The organism is Flavobacterium soli DSM 19725 (assembly GCF_000422705.1).
GTDB classification, from domain to species: Bacteria; Bacteroidota; Bacteroidia; order Flavobacteriales; family Flavobacteriaceae; genus Flavobacterium; species Flavobacterium soli.
Window position 1 is genome coordinate 334,759 of the sequence record NZ_AUGO01000006.1, and the last position, 17,320, is coordinate 352,078.

The following is a 17,320-nucleotide window of genomic DNA, read 5'->3' on the forward strand; positions in this document are numbered from 1 at the left end:
TTAAATACTCAAGAAAAAAGTTTCTTTGTTTAAGCCAGATGTATGGTATTGCCAGTTCATGTTAACCACATCCTTGATAACTTTCTTCAGTTTTGAAAAGTCATTTGGTTTTTTAATGTAAATATTTGCTCCACCAATAAAGGTTTCTTCAATATCTTTTTCGGATGATGAAGTAGAGTAAATTGCAATTGTCAAGTCTTTGAATTTAGGATTTGCCCTAATTTCCTTCAAGCATTCCGCTCCTGTCTTGCAAGGCATGTTAAGATCCAGGAACAAGATATGTGGCAACAAAGTTGTTTCGGGATTTTCTAAATAATCCATTAAATCACGTCCGTCTTTAAACGTCATCAATCGATTATTCATCTTCAATTCATTGATAGCATCGTTAAAGAAAAGGCGATCATCTTCGTCATCTTCCGCTAAAAGTATTCGCATTTGTGAACTATCAGAATTCATTTCTTTTAGAATTTAATTTGTTATTGGTTTAAATTTCTACGTCTGTCAACAATTCTTTTGAACATTGAAGGCGTTAATCCGGTTACTTTTTTAAACTGAGCCGATAAATAGGCAACACTGCTGTAGTTTAATTTATAAGATACCTCGGTCAAAGTTAAGCCATCTTCTACAATTAATTTCTTCGCACGTTCAATTTTTTGAATAATAATAAAATTCTCAATGGAAGTATACGTATATTCCGAAAAAACATTCGCAATATATCCATAACTCAGGTTCAATTTATCAGCAAGATAATTAGAAATAGTAGAAGTTGGAAGTTTATCCTTTTCATAAATCATCTCAATAATAGTATCCTTGATTCTTTGAACCAATTGACTTTTTTGATTGTTAATGATCTCAATTCCATAGCGTTCTAGGCTATATTGAAGTTCCGTGAAGCTTTCATCAGAAACAGAATCGCTGATTTCGATTTCTCCAAATTCTAAAAGCTCATATTTAATTCCGAGTCGTTCAAGCTGTTCTTGGACAATTATTCGGCATGCCAAATTGATATCGTATTTTACGTACAGTTTCATTAAATGTGGGTTGTTTTTGGTTCTATAAATATATACATTTTTTTTTACTTCAAAGAAGCATAATAGAATATTTAATAATCCCACAAGCTCCTCATTATCAAATTGTTAATTTAATCACAATTCAAACAACAAAAAAGTGGAGTAGCTAATATGGCTACTCCACTTTCTCGTGATGTTATAAATTTATAGATGATAATGATGTAAAAACTCCTATATATACGGCTACAAATTTCTAAATAATTCCGAAATAGAGTTTATAAGATTTTAGTAAATTGTTATACAATTCACACTTTTTGATCGATTGTTTTGGTTCTTTTTTCTGGACGAATAATCATTCTGAAAGATTGATCCTTTGCAAAATAAGCAATCATCCAATTGTAAAAAGTTTGCAATCTATTTCTATAGGTTATTAGAGAAATCAAGTGAATAAAAAGCCAAACCATCCAGGCTATGAATCCTTTGAAGTGCATTTTTGGTTTCGGAATATCAACGACTGCTTTGTTTTTTCCAATGATTGCCATTGAACCTTTATCATTATATTCAAAAGGTTTTTGTGGTAAATTTTTCAAAATCGCAACAAAGTTTTTTGCCAGATTTTTTCCTTGCTGTATCGCTACTTGCGCAACTTGTGGATGTCCACCAGGAAAATTTTTATCTGTCAATTGAATACAAGTATCACCAATGGCATAAATATTTTTAGTCCCAATGATTTTATTAAATTCATCCGTAGCCAATCGTTTTCCTCGTCCATAACTTTCTGGGGCAATCCCCGGAAATTCCTTAGCCGTTACACCAGCTGCCCAAATTAAGTTTTTAGTAGCAATCGTTTCACCATTCCCAAAAAAGACCGTATCTCCATCATAATCAACTACTCTTGTATTCAATTTTACGACGACTCCCATTTTGGTCAATGCATCAAACGTATCTTGTTGCGATTCCTTACTCATTGGCGAAAGTAACGCATCTCCACCATCAACTAAGTAAATATTACTGGCAGATGTAGCCAGTTCGGGATATTCTTTTAGCAAAACACCTCTTCTCATTTCGGCAAACATTCCTGAAACTTCAACCCCCGTTGGTCCCCCTCCAGCAACAACAATAGTTACTAATTTTCGTCGTTTTCTAATGTCTTTACAAATAGCTGCTTTTTCCATATTTTGCAGTAATTTGTTTCGCATTTCGATGGCATCATTCAATGTTTTCATCGGAATGGCGTTTTTCTTTACATTTTCCATTCCAAAATAACTCGTTTCGGCACCAGTTGCAAAAACAAGATAATCATAGCTTAATTCGCCATTGCTCAATTCAATGGTATTTTGCTCCTGATTCACTTTTATAAGTTCCCCCAAACGAAACGTGAGATTTTTTTTGCCTGCAAAAAATTTCCTAAAAGGATAACTGATACTCGAGGGCTCAAGATAGGCAGTCGCCACTTGATATATTAAAGGTGGAAAAAAATTATAATTATTTTTATCGACCAAAGTCACTTCGACATCTTTCACATTCGTTAGTTCCTTTGCTAAATTTATTCCTGCAAATCCACCACCAATAATCACTATTTTCATACAAGTTTATTTAAATTTTGAACTTTAGTTAGCTTTTTTTGTTGTTTTATTTCGGCTAAAATTCATCTTTTAAAGTTAAATAAAAATCAGCAAATGATCGCTAAACCAATGCTTTTTTATCGAAAAATTAATAAAAACATTTCTTTTTAATCAATTGATTTTCGCTTATTGATATTTGTATCGACTTTACTTCAATAATAGAATCAAAAATCATAAACTTATATATTTTTCTGAATCAAGAATTCCAATGCTTATCTTTGCATTTTTATAATTAGCCCTTCCCTATTTTTATAATGGACAAAAAAAAATACTTCTCGCTCATTCTAGTTTTAGGTTCTTTAACCGCTCTTGGCCCATTTTCTATCGACATGTATCTTCCTGGTTTTAGTGCAATTGCAAAAGATCTGAATACAACAGTAAATAGTGTTTCCCTTTCTTTATCAAGCTATTTTATCGGGATTTCAGCTGGACAGTTGCTTTACGGACCATTATTGGATCGTTTTGGAAGAAAAAAACCACTCTATATTGGGCTTCTAGTTTACATTTTGGCATCTCTCTGTTGTGTTTTTGTAACCGATATTGATAGTTTCATAATACTTCGTTTAATACAAGCCGTAGGAAGCTGTGCCGCTTCTGTTGCAGCAATGACAATGGTTCGCGATTTATTTCCTGTAAAAGAAACCCCAAAAGTTTTTGCAAAATTAATGCTGGTTTTAGGGCTTTCGCCGATGTTAGCTCCAACGATTGGTGGTTATGTAACAGCCGATTTTGGCTGGCATGCCGTTTTTATAATCCTAACCTTAATGGGTTTTGCAATTTTAACTGCCGTAAAATTTGCCTTGCCAAGTAATTATAAGCCTGACACAACCATTTCTTTGAAACCAAAACCTATTATTGCCAACTTTTTATTGGTTTTAAAAGAACCTCAATTTTATACTTATGCTTTTACAGGTGCCGTAGCATTTGCTGGATTATTTACCTATGTTGCTGGTTCACCCATGATTTTTATGGACATATATAAGGTAGATGAAAAAACATACGGTTGGATTTTTGCACTATTATCTATAAGTTTTATAGGCTCAAGCCAATTAAATTCATTGCTGCTTAGAAAATATTCGAGCGAACAATTGATTCGCGTAGCTTTAATTTCGCAATCCATCATTAGTGTGTTTTTTCTAATTGGTGTGATGAATGGCATCTTTAATTTATACGGAATCATCGCCATGTTTTTCCTTTATCTTTCTTGTCTAGGATTGGCTAGCCCTAATACCGCCGGACTCTCGCTAGCTCCTTTTGCAAAAAATGCAGGAAGTGCATCGGCTCTGATGGGTGCTGTTCAAATGATTTTGGGGTCAATTGCTTCAATTGCTGTCGGAATTTTCGTTAAAGATTCAATGACACCTATAACCTTAATTCTATTGATGTCTTCTACCCTAGCCTTATTAATTTTGACCATCGGAAAAAGAAACATCAAAAAAACGCAAAAAAATTAGTTTCTCATTTAATTGTTTAGATATATCAACTAAAATTATATTTTTGCTCTAAATCAAGTTTTACAAATGGATACTACAAAAATCATCGAGTTACTAAGCTATACTTTACCTGCCATAATCACTGGAGGTGTTGCCTATTTTTTATTTACATCTTATTTCAAGGACCAGCAAAATACCAGAAGATGGTTGTTGCAGAAAGAAGCTCAAAAAGATGCATTGCCTTTGCGTTTGCAAGCTTACGAACGATTGTCACTTTTTTTGGAACGTATCAATCCATCGAAATTATTGATTCGGGTTGCTCCAATTTCTAATGATAAAAATGATTATGCCAATTATATCATTGCACAAATTGAACAAGAATTTGAGCATAATTTGACGCAGCAGATTTATATCTCGAATGCGTGCTGGAATTATATCTCGACTGCAAAAAATGCAACCATTCAAATGATTAGAAAGGCTTCTACATTAGAAACTGTTAAAGATGCAAACGATTTGAGGGAAGTAATCTTGAAAGATTTATTCGATAAAGAAGTTCCAAGCAATGCCGCTTTGGCGTATATCAAAAATGAAGTGAGCGAATTATGGTAGTTTATTCTCACTCATAACTTCACTTTTGTTTTGAGCATATTCAAAACCGTCGTGCCACCACTTTTTCATTTGTTTCTTATTAAAAATCAAAGCATTATCAGTTAGTTTTATCGGAGTATGGTAAAGATTTAATTTTACATCTTTATTTTTAGCCGATAATTTTCCTATCGTAATATCGTGCTTTTCAACCTGATCCAGCAAAATTTGGAATAAATCGACCATCAATGAAAAGGGATTTTTCCCGATGATTCTAGGAGCAGTTTGGGTTTCGGTTTCCAAAACAATCACATCAATTTCTGTCGCACCACGATTAATGGCTTCACGAATTGGAACCAGGCTCGAAAATCCGCCGTCGCCATATTCGCATTCGTTTTTGGTAACCAAGCTCATAAAAGGAATGTAGTTACAGGAAATCCAAATCCAATCGCAAAATTCCTCGTATTCAAAATCACGAATGCACTTGTATTCGACATCATTCTTGGACAAATTGGTAACCGTGATGACAATATTACAATTCGAAGATTTTAGTTGATTGAATTCTGCCAAAGAGAAATTCTGCTTGATGTATTTCTTTAAATTTTGGCTTTCGCCGAAAGTTCGCTTGCCCTTAAAAAACTGCTTGATTACATTTAAGTGATTGATAGTCACAATATCAACTTCATTTTTTTGCTTGATCACAAACGGATTAATACTGAAAATTTTTTCCATATTGACATTCGTATAAATGTCATAAATTTTATCAATATTTCCCAAAGCCAAGTGCGGAATCAGCAAACTACCTGTTGAAGTTCCCAACAATAAATCATATTGGTATTTCTTTTCCTGCATCAAATATTGGGCAACACCACCAGCAAAAGCACCTTTACTTCCACCTCCTGAAATGACTAATGCTCTCATATTTTTTCGTTTAGCAATCGGTTCAACTGAAATTGTTCGTTCTCTGGAAGTTCGGAAATAATTGACTCAAAATACTTTCTGTGCTTGTCACTTTTCAACAAAGCTCGGATATTATCCCTCGAATATTTCGAAAATTGCCATCTGTGACTTACTAATCCGTTTACCAAAAATTTCATCGGATTGATATCGTTTTTATCCAAATATAAAAGCTTTGTCAAGGCATTTTGTCGGAGTGTACTTTCATAATTTGGCGAAGCATAATGCAACAATTCTTCATAAAACTGCACTTTGTTTTCTTGCTCATAATCTTTGGCTCTTAAAGCAAGAGTCAACCAAAGTACCCGAAGATTTTTATCATTGAAACCTACCCAAGTTTTCGTCTTATCCAACAACCATTTTTGTTGCTCAGGAAACTCTGAAAAATAAACATTCAAGGCAATTTCTTTGGTAATATAAGAATCGTCATCCAACAACGTTTCATATTGGGATTTAAAATCTGCTGGAACCTCACGCATTGTTTTGGCAATTGCTTGACGCGTTTTGAAATCTTTTGTTTGCATGGCAATCTTCAAAAAATCGGCTTTTTCTTCGTAAGGCAAATCCTGTAATTGATAAATAATTTCTTCTTTTATAGGATAAAAAACATCAGATTTTAAGAGTGCTTCAATTTCATTTATCTTTTGAGCAAACGGCATATCTTTCAATTCCGAAACTTCAAAATACTTTTGGATGAATTTATTTTTATTTAAGATTGCCATCGCTTCTTTCACTTGAAAAACAGGACTTTCCAACCAAAGCTGTTGGAATTTCTTCGTATCGTACTTTGAAACTCTATTGATTTCTGATAAAAAATTATCTGTGTTTACATTTTTAAAACCATACTTTTTCAAGTAACTTTTTACCGCTTTTTGAAAATTTTTAGCTCCAACGTTTTCACGCAAAACATGCAAAGCCCAAGCTCCTTTTTGGTAAAACGTCAGCGAACTTGCCTTTTCATTCAAAATCGGTATTGTATCTGTTTTGGAAGCTTGTTGCAATCGTTCAGCAATTTCATACATTTCCCAATTAAAATGGTCTTCGCCAAAGAGTTCCTTCTCGGCCAAAAGTGCATAATACGTTGCAAAACCTTCCTGAAGCCAATGATGCTTTCCCGAAGTTGCCGTAATCATGTCGCCAAACCATTGATGTGCCAATTCGTGGGCATTTACATTGATGTAAGTCAGATCATTAAAACCGATTTTATCTACTACATAATATTGCGAAAATATCGTGGAAGTCGTGTTTTCCATTCCGCCATACAAAAAATCCTTTGCCGGAATCTGACGGTAGATTTCCCACGGATAATTTACGCCAATTTCCTTTTCGAAAAAATCAAAAATTTGTTTGGTATAGCGATAAGTTGGTTCAAATTTCGAAACATCTTCGGGAGAAATATAATTTTCCAAAGGAGTTCCTGATTCTGAAGTAAGGGTTTGTTTTTCGAATTTTCCAATGGCAAGCATCAATAAATACGAGCTCATCGGTTTTTTCATTTTATAATTCCAGATAAAATTATTTCCGCTTTCGGCTTTGCTATCTAGAATTCCATTTGAAACAACTTCATACTTTTTATCATAATTGATTGTCATGCTAAAGATGACTTTTTCATTCATATCATCAAAACTTGGAAACCAATGACTGGTGTATTTTCCTTGACCTTGTGTCCAAATCTGCATGTTCTCCCCTTCTCCAACAAAATACATGGTTTGCTTTGGAGTAGCAGAATATTCGAAACTTACTGTGTTTTTTCCCTTCTTGAAACCTTCAAAAAGCAATACTTCTTTCGTTGAATTCTTAAAGTTGCAGATTTTATTATTGATTTTTATTTCTTCGAAATTCATGTTCTTGGCATCTATCCGAATCGTATCAATTTTTGAAAGCACCTCAAATGTATAATTGACAGTTCCCGACACCTTTTTTTCGATAGGATTTACCGAAATTACAGCATCAACTGTTTTAAAATCAACTGATTTAGTTTGTTGCGAAAAAAGAAAATAAGGAAAAAAAAGTATAAAAAAAAGAAGTTGCTTCATCATAAAATAAATATGAACTTCAAAGTTACAAAGCTTTGTAAAAATCTTCGTCCTTTTTTAGAATATTTTAATGACTTGAAAAGTGAGACTTTTAAGTTTATTCGATTATCGTTCTTCAAACATTTTCAAGAGTTGCGTAACGGTATTCCAATTTCTAATAGTTGATGTAACGTTCAATTTCTTCTCGATATATTTTTGGTCAAATCGCGTTTTTCCAGCTCCAACCGCATATTTGATGTAAATTCTGTTTTCATCAATTGCCACTTCATCAGGCTTAAACTGACTCATTTTTAAATCGTTGATACTTTCTTTTTTTAATGGAATAGAAACAAAAGAGACATATAATTTTTTAATATCAACTTCCTTTTCTTTCAAGAAAGGATTGTTTTTAAAGCAAGCTGACAAATCTTCCTTATTAATGACGATAACAGGAACTTCGTGTCCAAAAACCTTGAAGATTTCCTGTTTGATGAGGAAACCAACCTTAGGAGCATTTTCTTCTTCGGTATCCACAAAAACATTACCCGATTGGATATAAGTGGTTACATTTTGAAAACCAATGGCTTCCAAGGTCGTCTTCAAAGCTTCCATTTTAATCATATTATGTCCAGAAACATTGATGCCACGAAGTAATGCGAGATGAGTTGTCATTTTTTGAATTTAATTTGAATCAAATATATCATAAAAAATCAAACCATTAGTCCCGAAGCTTCGGGAAAGAAAATTAAGACTTAATGAACCTTAATCTCTTAATGGTTCTAAAAAAATCCATTTTAAAATTTCCCAATTAAAAACTATCTTCGCTTTAGATAATTGAAAGATTGAAAAATTGAAAGATTTTACAGTTTTTTTTCGATAAAGCTATTTTCAAATTACAGAATCAACACATTTTCAAATCAACCAAATGTCCAATAATCTCCTCCAAACTCCAATCGAATATCTAAAAGGTGTTGGCCCGAATCGTGGCGAACTGCTTCGAAAGGAACTGGGGATTCATAAATACCAAGACTTAATCAATTTATTTCCAAATAGATATATTGACAGGACTCGTTATTATAAAATCAACGAACTTCAAAACAATAATGCCGAAGTTCAGATTATTGGAAAAATCATCAACATCAAAACCGTCGAGCAAAAACGAGGAAAACGTCTTGTAGCAACTTTTGTGGACGATACCGGACAAATGGAACTGGTGTGGTTTCAAGGTCACAAATGGATTCGCGAAAGTTTGAAATTAAATGTTGTGGTAGTAATTTTCGGAAAATGCACTTCTTTCAACGGATTGTTCAACATGGCACATCCAGAAATTGAATTGCTTTCGGAACATGAACAGAGCCTTCGTTCAGCAATGCAACCCGTTTATCCATCGACAGAAACACTTACCAACAGAGGACTCAGCAATAGAGCCATCAATAAAATGATGCAACAATTGTTTCTGGAAACCCAAGCATTGTTCAGCGAAACCTTGCCCGATTATTTGGTGAATGAATTGAAATTGATTCCGAAAAATGTAGCGTTATTCAACATACATTTTCCAAAAAGTGCCGATCTTTTGGCGAAAGCCCAATTCCGATTGAAGTTTGAAGAATTGTTTTTTATTCAATTGCAATTGATCACTAAAAATCTGATTCGAAAACATAAAATCAAAGGACATCCTTTTGATAAAGTAGGCGAAAATTTCAATGATTTCTTTAAAAATCATTTGCCTTTCGACTTGACAAATGCCCAAAAAAGAGTGATCAAGGAAATCCGAAACGATATGGGAAATAATGCCCAAATGAACCGTTTGCTTCAAGGAGATGTGGGTTCAGGAAAAACAATTGTGGCTTTGATGAGTATGCTTTTGGCCTTGGACAATGGCTTTCAGGCTTGCTTGATGGCACCAACAGAAATTCTCGCCAATCAGCATTTTAAAGGGCTTACGGAATTGGCTCAAAATCTAGACATCAATATAAAAATACTGACAGGTTCTACAAAAACTGCCGATAGAAAAATAATTCATGAGGAACTGGAAAACGGCACTTTACACATTCTTATCGGAACACATGCTTTACTTGAAGATAAAGTACAATTTCACAACCTTGGTCTTGCCGTAATTGATGAACAGCATCGTTTTGGCGTTGAACAAAGATCTAAACTTTGGAAAAAAAATGATATCCCGCCTCATATTTTAGTGATGACTGCCACACCAATTCCGAGAACTTTGGCGATGAGTTTGTATGGCGATTTAGATATTTCCGTGATTGATGAATTACCTCCTGGTCGAAAACCAATAGAGACTGTTCATAGATTTGATTCTAATCGATTGAAAGTTTGGAAATTTATCAAGGATGAAATTGCAAAAGGCCGACAGATTTATATTGTTTATCCGTTGATTCAAGAATCTGAAAAAATGGATTATAAGGACTTGATGGACGGTTATGAAAGTATTTCCAGGGATTTTCCGTTGCCCGAATATGCAATTTCCATCGTTCACGGAAAAATGAAACCAGCCGACAAGGATGCCGAAATGGAACGCTTTTCTAAAGGTAAAACCCAAATTATGGTGGCAACAACCGTTATTGAAGTTGGCGTGAACATTCCAAATGCAAGTGTGATGATTATAGAAAGTGCCGAACGTTTCGGGCTTTCGCAACTTCATCAGCTTCGTGGTCGGGTTGGTCGCGGAGCTGAACAGAGTTATTGTATTATGATGACTTCGCATAAACTTTCCAGCGATAGCAAAATCCGAATGGAAACGATGGTTCGAACCAATGATGGTTTCGAAATTGCCGAAGTAGATTTAAAACTTCGTGGTCCAGGCGATTTGATGGGAACTCAGCAAAGTGGTGTTTTAAACCTTCAAATAGCTGACATTGTCAGAGATAAAGACATTCTTCAATTAGCAAGGCATCACGCTATGAAAATTCTCAAAGACGATGCTCCAATGGAAAAACCTGAACATCAAACCTTAAGAAGAGTGTTTCTTGAACTTTCAAAAAAGAAAAACATCTGGAATTATATCAGTTAGCATTTTTTTGGTTAAAAATTTAACACACAACAACTGTTAAAATAAAATTAACTTCAAAAAGAGTACCGTTTATAACCGTTAGTTTTGTTGAAAACTAAATAGTATCCCTTCTTTTATAACATTATGAAAATAAAATATATCGTTTATGCTTTACTTATTTTAGGCATTGGAGCATTTGTAGCTTATAGAATTTCAGAAAACAAAAGTGAAAAAGCAAAAAACGAAAACTCGGGTGGTGCTAAAAAGCAACCCATAGCTGTAAGCGGAATGGTTTTAAAACCACAAGAATTTGCAGATAATCTTTCGCTTTCAGGATCTATCGAAGCCAATGAACAGATTGATATCAGAAGTGAAGTTTCGGGAATTGTAGAAAGCATCAATTTTAAGGAAGGAAGTTCGGTTACAAAAGGACAAATTCTTTTTAAAGTCAATGATATGGAACTTCGTGCACAATTGGCACAAGTCAAAACAGCCCAAAATTTATCTTCGGAAAATGAAAGAAGAGCCAAATTGCTTTTGCAAAAAGAAGCGATTAGTCAGGAAGAATATGACATTGCAAGTGCCGAATTTTTATCTGCGAAAGCACAAGCACAACTTATACAGGCACAATTGGCAAAGGCAACTGTTCGAGCTCCGTTTTCTGGAAAAATAGGTTTACGCTATATTTCACAAGGAACTTACGTTACTCCAACTACTTTGATTGCAAAGCTTGTCAATACGAATCAACTTAAAATTACCTTTTCAATTCCTGAAAAATATGCATCCCAAATGAAAGTCAACAATACACTTTCGTTTACAGTAGCAGGTTCGAAAGAAGTATTTACAGCAAAAATTTATGCCATCGAACCTGAAATTGAAGTAGCAACAAGAACCTTGAAACTTCGAGCCATTGCTCAAAATCCTGAAGGCAAATTATTACCTGGAACTTTTGCAAATGTCACGCTTCCTTTGGAAAAACTGACAGATGCCCTACTCGTTCCTACCGAATCCTTGATTCCTATTCAAAACGGCAAGAAAATCTTTGTGGTAGAAAATGGTCAAGCCAAAGAAATAATTGTTGAAACTGGAGCAAGAACAGACAAAGATATTTTAATCACATCTGGTTTGAAAGCTGGAGATACCATCCTGACTTCTGGAGTAATGACACTAAAAGACGGAAGCCCTGTAAAAGTAAAACTTCAAAAATAGATATTCATTTTTGGATAAATCCTAAATCTGATCCCGAAGCTTCGGGACTAAAATATAAAATTCAATGAGTTTATCTACTTTAAGTATAAAAAGACCGGTTCTTACAATTGTAATGAATATTTCCCTGATTCTGTTTGGGATTATTGGTTACACGTATTTAGGAATCCGCGAATTTCCATCGATTGATCCTGCACAAATTTCGGTGAGAACGAACTATTCTGGAGCAAATGCCGACATTATCGAGTCACAAATCACTGAACCTTTAGAAAAAGCGATCAACCAAATTGATGGAATTCGAAACATAACTTCTTCTTCCAACCAAGGTTCGAGCAATATTACCGTCGAATTTAATTTGGACAAAGACCTTGAAGCAGCTGCTAATGATGTTCGTGATAAAGTTTCACAAGCCATCAGAAGTTTGCCACAAGATATTGATGCTCCACCGGTTGTTTCTAAGGCTGATGCCGATTCGGAACCAATTATTACCATGACGGTTCAGAGTGATAAAAAAAATGTTCTAGAACTTTCTGATTATGCCGATAACGTGATTGCACAGCGGCTTCAGACGATTCCAGGAGTAAGTAGCGTTCAAATTTGGGGACAACGAAAATATGCCATGCGATTGTGGATTGACCCTGTTCGATTAGCTTCTTATGGTGTTACCGTTTCGGATGTTAGAACAGCCTTGAATGCTCAAAATGTAGAACTTCCATCGGGAAAATTGACCGGAGCCAATACCGAATTGACGGTTAAGACTTTAGGAAATCTTTCTACAGAAGAACAATTCAATAATATTATCATTCGTGCCGAAGGTGAAAAAGTGATCCGCTTGAGCGATATCGGAAAGGCATCTTTGGAAGCTGAAAACCTCGAAACCAAATTAAGTGATTCCGGTCAGCCGATGGTGGGTATGGCAATTATTCCACAACCAGGAACGAATTATATAGAAATTGCCGATGCTTTTTATGTGCAATACGAACAATTAAAAAAGGATTTACCGAAGGATTTTAAATTAAATATTGCAATAGATAACACTGTTTTTGTAAAAAAAGCGGTAATAGAAGTTGCTGAAACCTTATTGATTGCCATTATCTTAGTGGTTTTAATCATTTATTTGTTCTTTAGAAATTGGGCCATTGCTTTCCGTCCGTTGATTGATATTCCAGTTTCATTGATTGCAACGTTCTTCATCATGTGGCTTTTCGGATTTTCGATTAACGTTTTGACTCTTTTGGCAATTGTTTTGGCAACCGGATTGGTTGTAGATGATGGAATTGTCGTGACCGAAAACATCTTTAAGAAAGTAGAAGAAGGAATGTCGCCAATTGAAGCAGCCATCAAAGGTTCCAACGAAATTTTCTTTGCTGTAATTTCGATTTCAATCACACTTGCTGCAGTATTCTTACCTGTAATTTTCTTGGAAGGATTTGTCGGACGATTGTTTCGGGAATTTGGCGTCGTCATTGGTGCTGCAGTTTTAATTTCTGCATTTGTATCCTTAACGCTAACACCAATGTTAAATGCCTATCTGATGAAAGGTGGCGAACAGAAAAAATCTAAATTCTACAATTGGAGCGAGCCCTATTTCTTGAAATTGAATTCGGGATATGCAAATTCATTGGGTAAATTCATGAAACGTAAATGGCTGAGTTTTCCAATTCTCATTGGATGCATCGGCTTGATCGTATTGTTTTTTAGCACTTTACAAAAGGAAACAGCCCCTTATGATGACAGAAGTTTTATTAGTGTAAACGTTAGTGCTCCCGAAGGTTCTTCCTATGATTATATGGATCGCTTTATGAACGAACTTACTGAATTGATAAACGATTCGATTCCAGAAAAGAAAGTCAGCTTGATCATTACTTCTCCAGGATTTGGATCTTCGTCTGTTAACAGTGGTCGAGCAAGAATTGCATTGGTTGAACCTGGCGACAGAGAACGTTCTCAAAAAGAAATAGCAAATGATCTTACAAAATGGACCAAGCAATTTGTAAATGCAAAAACATCGGTTTCAGAATCGCCAACTATTGCAGTAAATCGTCGTGGAGGATTGCCAATTCAATATATCATTCAGGCTCAAAATTTTGAAAAGTTACAAGAGAAAATTCCTGAATTCATGGATGAAGTTGCAAGTGACCCAACTTTCTCAATTACAGATGTTAACCTAAAGTTTAATAAACCAGAAATTTACGTAACGATTGACCGTGAAAAAGCTCAAAGTTTAGGAGTTTCGGTTATTGATGTTGCGCAAACCTTACAACTTTCTTTGAGTGGACAGCGTTTTGGATATTTTATGATGAATGGGAAACAATACCAAGTAATGGGGCAATTTGATAAGAAAGACCGTGATGCTCCAATGGATTTGACTTCGATGTTTGTCAGAAATACGAACGACGATTTAATACAATTGGACAACTTGGTTACAGTTGAAGAACAAAGTAGTCCGCCACAATTGTATCACAACAACCGTTATATGTCGGCTACGGTTTCTGCAGGTTTGGCTCCAGGAAAAAGTATCAGCGACGGAATCGAGGCTATGGAACGTGTAAAGGAAAAAGTCTTGGATGAAAGTTTTACGACCGATTTGGGTGGAGAATCCCGAGATTTTGTTGAAAGTAGCTCCAACACTTCTTTTGCATTTGGGTTGGCATTATTGCTTATTTTCTTGATTCTTGCTGCACAATTTGAAAGTTTTATCGATCCGTTTATCATCATACTAACAGTTCCAATGGCGGTTGCAGGAGCTTTATTCTCGCTGTGGCTTTTTGATCAGACTTGGAATATCTTTAGCCAAATTGGAACCATCATGTTGATTGGTTTGGTAACAAAAAATGGTATCTTGATTGTAGAATTTGCCAATCAACTTCGGGAACAAGGAAAAACAAAAATGGAAGCCATTATGGAGGCTTCGGAATCCCGTCTTCGTCCAATTTTAATGACCAGTTTAGCGATTGCTTTGGGAGCTTTGCCAATTGCAATGTCACTTGGTGCCGCATCTACCAGTAGAATTGGTATGGGAGTCGTAATTGTGGGTGGAACTTTATTCTCCTTAATTTTGACCTTATTTGTAATTCCAGCCATTTATTTTATGTGGTCGAGAGAGAAAAAACACCGACCTGAGTTTGATAATATTAAAGAGTATGAAAATGAATAATGCAATGAAAAATAAAATCTTTTTTAGTATTACCACCCTTTTTCTTGTTGTTTTCAATATGCAATCACAAGAGATTCTTACGGTTGAAGACGCCGTAAAAATTGCCTTGGAAAATAATTTTGAAATAAAAATCGCTTCCAATGATTTGAAAATCGATCAGCAAAATGTGAGTTTGGCAAATGCTGGAATTCTTCCCAATTTAATTGCAAACGTAACCAACAACAATAGTCTTTTGGACACTAAACAAACTCAATCTGACGGAACTGAAAGAGAACTTGACAATGCAAGAAATTTAAATCTTTCCTACGGAGTTGCTTTAAATTGGACTGTTTTTGATGGAATGCGAATGTTTGCCCGACATAATCAGTTGAAAGAATTAGAAAAATTAGGCGATGCCGAATTGAAGCTGACCATCTTGACAAAAATCAGCGACGTCATCACGACTTATTATGATATTGTGCAGCAACAACAGCAATTAGTAGCATTAGATACGACAATTGTAATCTCTAATGTTAGGGTGACGACTGCAAAAAACCGTTATTCAATTGGAAAAGCTTCAAAACTTGAAGTCTTGAATGCCGAAGTAGATTTGAATACGGATACAACTGCCTTTTTAAGACAAAAAGAATTGTATGCCAATACCAAAATCCTATTGAATCAGATTTTAGCAAGAGACCCAAATATTGATTTTAAAGTAATTGAAGAAGTCGAAATTGATGAAAACCTACTCCTGCCAGATTTGATGCTTTTGGCAGAAAAACAAAATCCACAGTTGCAAAGACAAGTCATCAACAAACGAATTGCTGAATTAGAATTAAAACAAATTAAAGGTGATCGTTATCCGATTGTAAACATTAGTTCTGGCTATAATTTTACACGTTCCGAAGCTTCCTTGGGATTCGTCACGCAATCTTCTGGAAGAGGTTTGGTGTATGGAATCAATGCCACAATGAACATCTTTAATGGTGGATTGCAAAACCGAAACGAACGAATTGCAAAGCTTCAGATAGAGAATTCTCAAATCCTGATTGACCAACAGAAATTAGCTTTGGATACTCAATTATCAACTGCGTATCAAACCTATATGACTAATTTGCAGTTGAGCAAACTCGAAGCCAAAAACGAGGAAATTGCCAAGCAAAATATGGATATTACCTTCGAAAAATTCAGAATTGGAACCATTACGACCACTACTTTAGAGTTTAGGACAGCTCAAATCAATTATATCAATGCAAAAGTGAGAAGCAGCAATGCTCAATTTCAAGCCAAGATCTCGGAAATTGCTTTGAAAGAATTGGCAGGAAATCTTACATTTCAATAGTTGCTGGAATCATTTTTTCATTTAAATTTGAGGAAAATTCAACGCTAAATGGTTTCATACAACACAAAAGATTGGTTCACATTTATTTTCCGTTTTCACAAGGCTGATACCTTTCGAAAGTTACTTCCGATAATGATTGCAATAGGTATTTATTCTGGTATTGTTGGCTATTTGGAAGTTCAATATTGGCAATTATCCGACACCAATTACATCAAAAATATTACGATAATGCACGGAATGCTTGGTTTCGTGATTTCGTTATTACTTGTTTTTAGAACCAATACCGCTTATGATCGTTGGTGGGAAGGTCGGAAATTATGGGGAGCTTTGGTAAATAACAGTCGAAATTTTGCCATCAAACTCGATGTGATGTTGAAAGATGAAAATGATAAGGCCTTTTTCCGTAAAAAGATTCCCAATTACGCATCGGTTTTGCATATCCATTTGCACAACAGCGATACCGCGAAACAACTTTTTGATAATCTCGATTTGGAGATTGACCATCATAAGCACAAACCCAATCAGGTTGCTAAATTGATTTTTCAAAAGTTAAATGAATTGCATCTTGAAGGAAAAATTTCTGGAGATCAATTGATTGTCTTGAACAACGAATTCATGTCGTTTACCGATATTTGTGGTGCTTGCGAAAGAATAAAAAACACTCCCATCCCCTATTCTTACAGTGCTTTCATTAAAAAATTTATTTTCTTTTATGTTATGACACTTCCTTTCGGGTATGCTTTTAGCCTGGGTTATTATGTGGTTCCAGTTGTAGTTTTTATTTTTTATGTCTTGGCAAGTTTGGAATTAATTGCCGAAGAAATCGAAGATCCTTTCGGAGAAGATGAAAACGATTTGCCTACGCGAAAAATTTCCGAAAATATAAAGAAACATGTTGAGGAATTGATCTAAAAAAGTCGCCCAAAGAATGGGAATTTTGTTCTTTTCCAACTTTGAACCTCGCCAAACAATGACTATATTTGCATCCTTATTAAAATTGA

At 34.9% G+C, this 17,320-nt stretch carries 13 protein-coding genes; 7 read left to right on the forward strand and 6 right to left on the reverse strand.

Features of this window, described 5'->3' with window-relative positions; all coding sequences use genetic code 11:
* The 3 genes from G508_RS0108850 to G508_RS0108860 all read right to left on the reverse strand — a co-directional run bounded on the left by G508_RS0108850 (window position 1) and on the right by G508_RS0108860 (window position 2,596).
* Window positions 1-456 carry a response regulator gene (locus tag G508_RS0108850; RefSeq protein WP_026704980.1) on the reverse strand — a complete coding sequence of 152 codons (456 nt, stop codon included), beginning with the start codon at window positions 454-456 and terminating at the stop codon, window positions 1-3.
* A 20-nt stretch (window positions 457-476) separates the two neighbouring features.
* Complete coding sequence (locus tag G508_RS0108855; RefSeq protein ID WP_026704981.1) at window positions 477-1,031, reverse strand: helix-turn-helix domain-containing protein; 555 nt, start codon at window positions 1,029-1,031, stop codon at window positions 477-479.
* A 284-nt stretch (window positions 1,032-1,315) separates the two neighbouring features.
* The gene (locus G508_RS0108860) at window positions 1,316-2,596 is read right to left on the reverse strand and encodes an NAD(P)/FAD-dependent oxidoreductase (RefSeq protein WP_026704982.1); all 1,281 of its coding nucleotides are present in this window, start codon (window positions 2,594-2,596) and stop codon (window positions 1,316-1,318) included.
* 293 nt (window positions 2,597-2,889) lie between these two features.
* Here G508_RS0108860 and G508_RS0108865 point away from each other — a divergent pair, with 293 nt between their 5' ends.
* Window positions 2,890-4,089 (forward strand): multidrug effflux MFS transporter, encoded by a 1,200-nt coding sequence (locus G508_RS0108865; RefSeq protein WP_026704983.1) that lies wholly within the window; start codon window positions 2,890-2,892, stop codon window positions 4,087-4,089.
* A 66-nt stretch (window positions 4,090-4,155) separates the two neighbouring features.
* Window positions 4,156-4,677 carry a DUF7935 family protein gene (locus G508_RS0108870; RefSeq protein ID WP_026704984.1) on the forward strand — a complete coding sequence of 174 codons (522 nt, stop codon included), beginning with the start codon at window positions 4,156-4,158 and terminating at the stop codon, window positions 4,675-4,677.
* Here the strand turns inward: G508_RS0108870 and G508_RS0108875 are convergent.
* The 3 genes from G508_RS0108875 to G508_RS0108885 all read right to left on the reverse strand — a co-directional run bounded on the left by G508_RS0108875 (window position 4,669) and on the right by G508_RS0108885 (window position 8,297).
* The gene (locus G508_RS0108875; protein WP_026704985.1) at window positions 4,669-5,574 is read right to left on the reverse strand and encodes a patatin-like phospholipase family protein; all 906 of its coding nucleotides are present in this window, start codon (window positions 5,572-5,574) and stop codon (window positions 4,669-4,671) included. The two genes, G508_RS0108870 and G508_RS0108875, sit on opposite strands and share 9 nt — an antisense overlap.
* Window positions 5,571-7,649: a M1 family metallopeptidase gene (locus G508_RS0108880; protein ID WP_245569859.1), complete on the reverse strand. Its 2,079-nt coding sequence runs from the start codon at window positions 7,647-7,649 to the stop codon at window positions 5,571-5,573. Before G508_RS0108880 ends, G508_RS0108875 begins: the two co-directional genes overlap by 4 nt.
* Before the next feature lie 102 nt (window positions 7,650-7,751).
* Window positions 7,752-8,297, reverse strand: coding sequence for a DUF1697 domain-containing protein (locus G508_RS0108885; protein ID WP_026704987.1), 546 nt, complete (start codon window positions 8,295-8,297; stop codon window positions 7,752-7,754).
* 253 nt (window positions 8,298-8,550) lie between these two features.
* On the opposite strand from G508_RS0108885, the gene recG reads away from it, so the two are divergent.
* The 5 genes from recG to G508_RS0108910 all read left to right on the forward strand — a co-directional run bounded on the left by recG (window position 8,551) and on the right by G508_RS0108910 (window position 17,231).
* Entirely contained in the window at window positions 8,551-10,656 is a 2,106-nt protein-coding gene (gene recG, locus G508_RS0108890; RefSeq protein WP_026704988.1) for an ATP-dependent DNA helicase RecG, read from the forward strand.
* Window positions 10,657-10,779: 123 nt separating this feature from the next.
* Window positions 10,780-11,844 carry an efflux RND transporter periplasmic adaptor subunit gene (locus G508_RS0108895; protein ID WP_026704989.1) on the forward strand — a complete coding sequence of 355 codons (1,065 nt, stop codon included), beginning with the start codon at window positions 10,780-10,782 and terminating at the stop codon, window positions 11,842-11,844.
* Between the two features lie 64 nt (window positions 11,845-11,908).
* On the forward strand, window positions 11,909-14,998 hold the full coding sequence (locus G508_RS0108900) for an efflux RND transporter permease subunit (RefSeq protein WP_026704990.1): 3,090 nt from the start codon (window positions 11,909-11,911) through the stop codon (window positions 14,996-14,998).
* A 4-nt stretch (window positions 14,999-15,002) separates the two neighbouring features.
* Window positions 15,003-16,319: a TolC family protein gene (locus G508_RS0108905; protein ID WP_026704991.1), complete on the forward strand. Its 1,317-nt coding sequence runs from the start codon at window positions 15,003-15,005 to the stop codon at window positions 16,317-16,319.
* Between the two features lie 48 nt (window positions 16,320-16,367).
* Window positions 16,368-17,231 carry a bestrophin family protein gene (locus tag G508_RS0108910; protein WP_026704992.1) on the forward strand — a complete coding sequence of 288 codons (864 nt, stop codon included), beginning with the start codon at window positions 16,368-16,370 and terminating at the stop codon, window positions 17,229-17,231.
* The last annotated feature ends 89 nt before the right edge of the window (window positions 17,232-17,320 follow it).

Coding starts and splice junctions, on each gene's coding strand:
- G508_RS0108870 (WP_026704984.1), top strand. CDS start 4,156: ATGGATACTACAAAAATCATCGAGTTACTAAGCTATACTTTACCTGCC.
- G508_RS0108880 (WP_245569859.1), bottom strand. CDS start 7,649: ATGATGAAGCAACTTCTTTTTTTTATACTTTTTTTTCCTTATTTTCTT.
- G508_RS0108875 (WP_026704985.1), bottom strand. CDS start 5,574: ATGAGAGCATTAGTCATTTCAGGAGGTGGAAGTAAAGGTGCTTTTGCT.
- G508_RS0108850 (WP_026704980.1), bottom strand. CDS start 456: ATGAATTCTGATAGTTCACAAATGCGAATACTTTTAGCGGAAGATGAC.
- recG (WP_026704988.1), top strand. CDS start 8,551: ATGTCCAATAATCTCCTCCAAACTCCAATCGAATATCTAAAAGGTGTT.
- G508_RS0108855 (WP_026704981.1), bottom strand. CDS start 1,031: ATGAAACTGTACGTAAAATACGATATCAATTTGGCATGCCGAATAATT.
- G508_RS0108910 (WP_026704992.1), top strand. CDS start 16,368: ATGGTTTCATACAACACAAAAGATTGGTTCACATTTATTTTCCGTTTT.
- G508_RS0108865 (WP_026704983.1), top strand. CDS start 2,890: ATGGACAAAAAAAAATACTTCTCGCTCATTCTAGTTTTAGGTTCTTTA.
- G508_RS0108860 (WP_026704982.1), bottom strand. CDS start 2,596: ATGAAAATAGTGATTATTGGTGGTGGATTTGCAGGAATAAATTTAGCA.
- G508_RS0108900 (WP_026704990.1), top strand. CDS start 11,909: ATGAGTTTATCTACTTTAAGTATAAAAAGACCGGTTCTTACAATTGTA.
- G508_RS0108905 (WP_026704991.1), top strand. CDS start 15,003: ATGAAAAATAAAATCTTTTTTAGTATTACCACCCTTTTTCTTGTTGTT.
- G508_RS0108895 (WP_026704989.1), top strand. CDS start 10,780: ATGAAAATAAAATATATCGTTTATGCTTTACTTATTTTAGGCATTGGA.
- G508_RS0108885 (WP_026704987.1), bottom strand. CDS start 8,297: ATGACAACTCATCTCGCATTACTTCGTGGCATCAATGTTTCTGGACAT.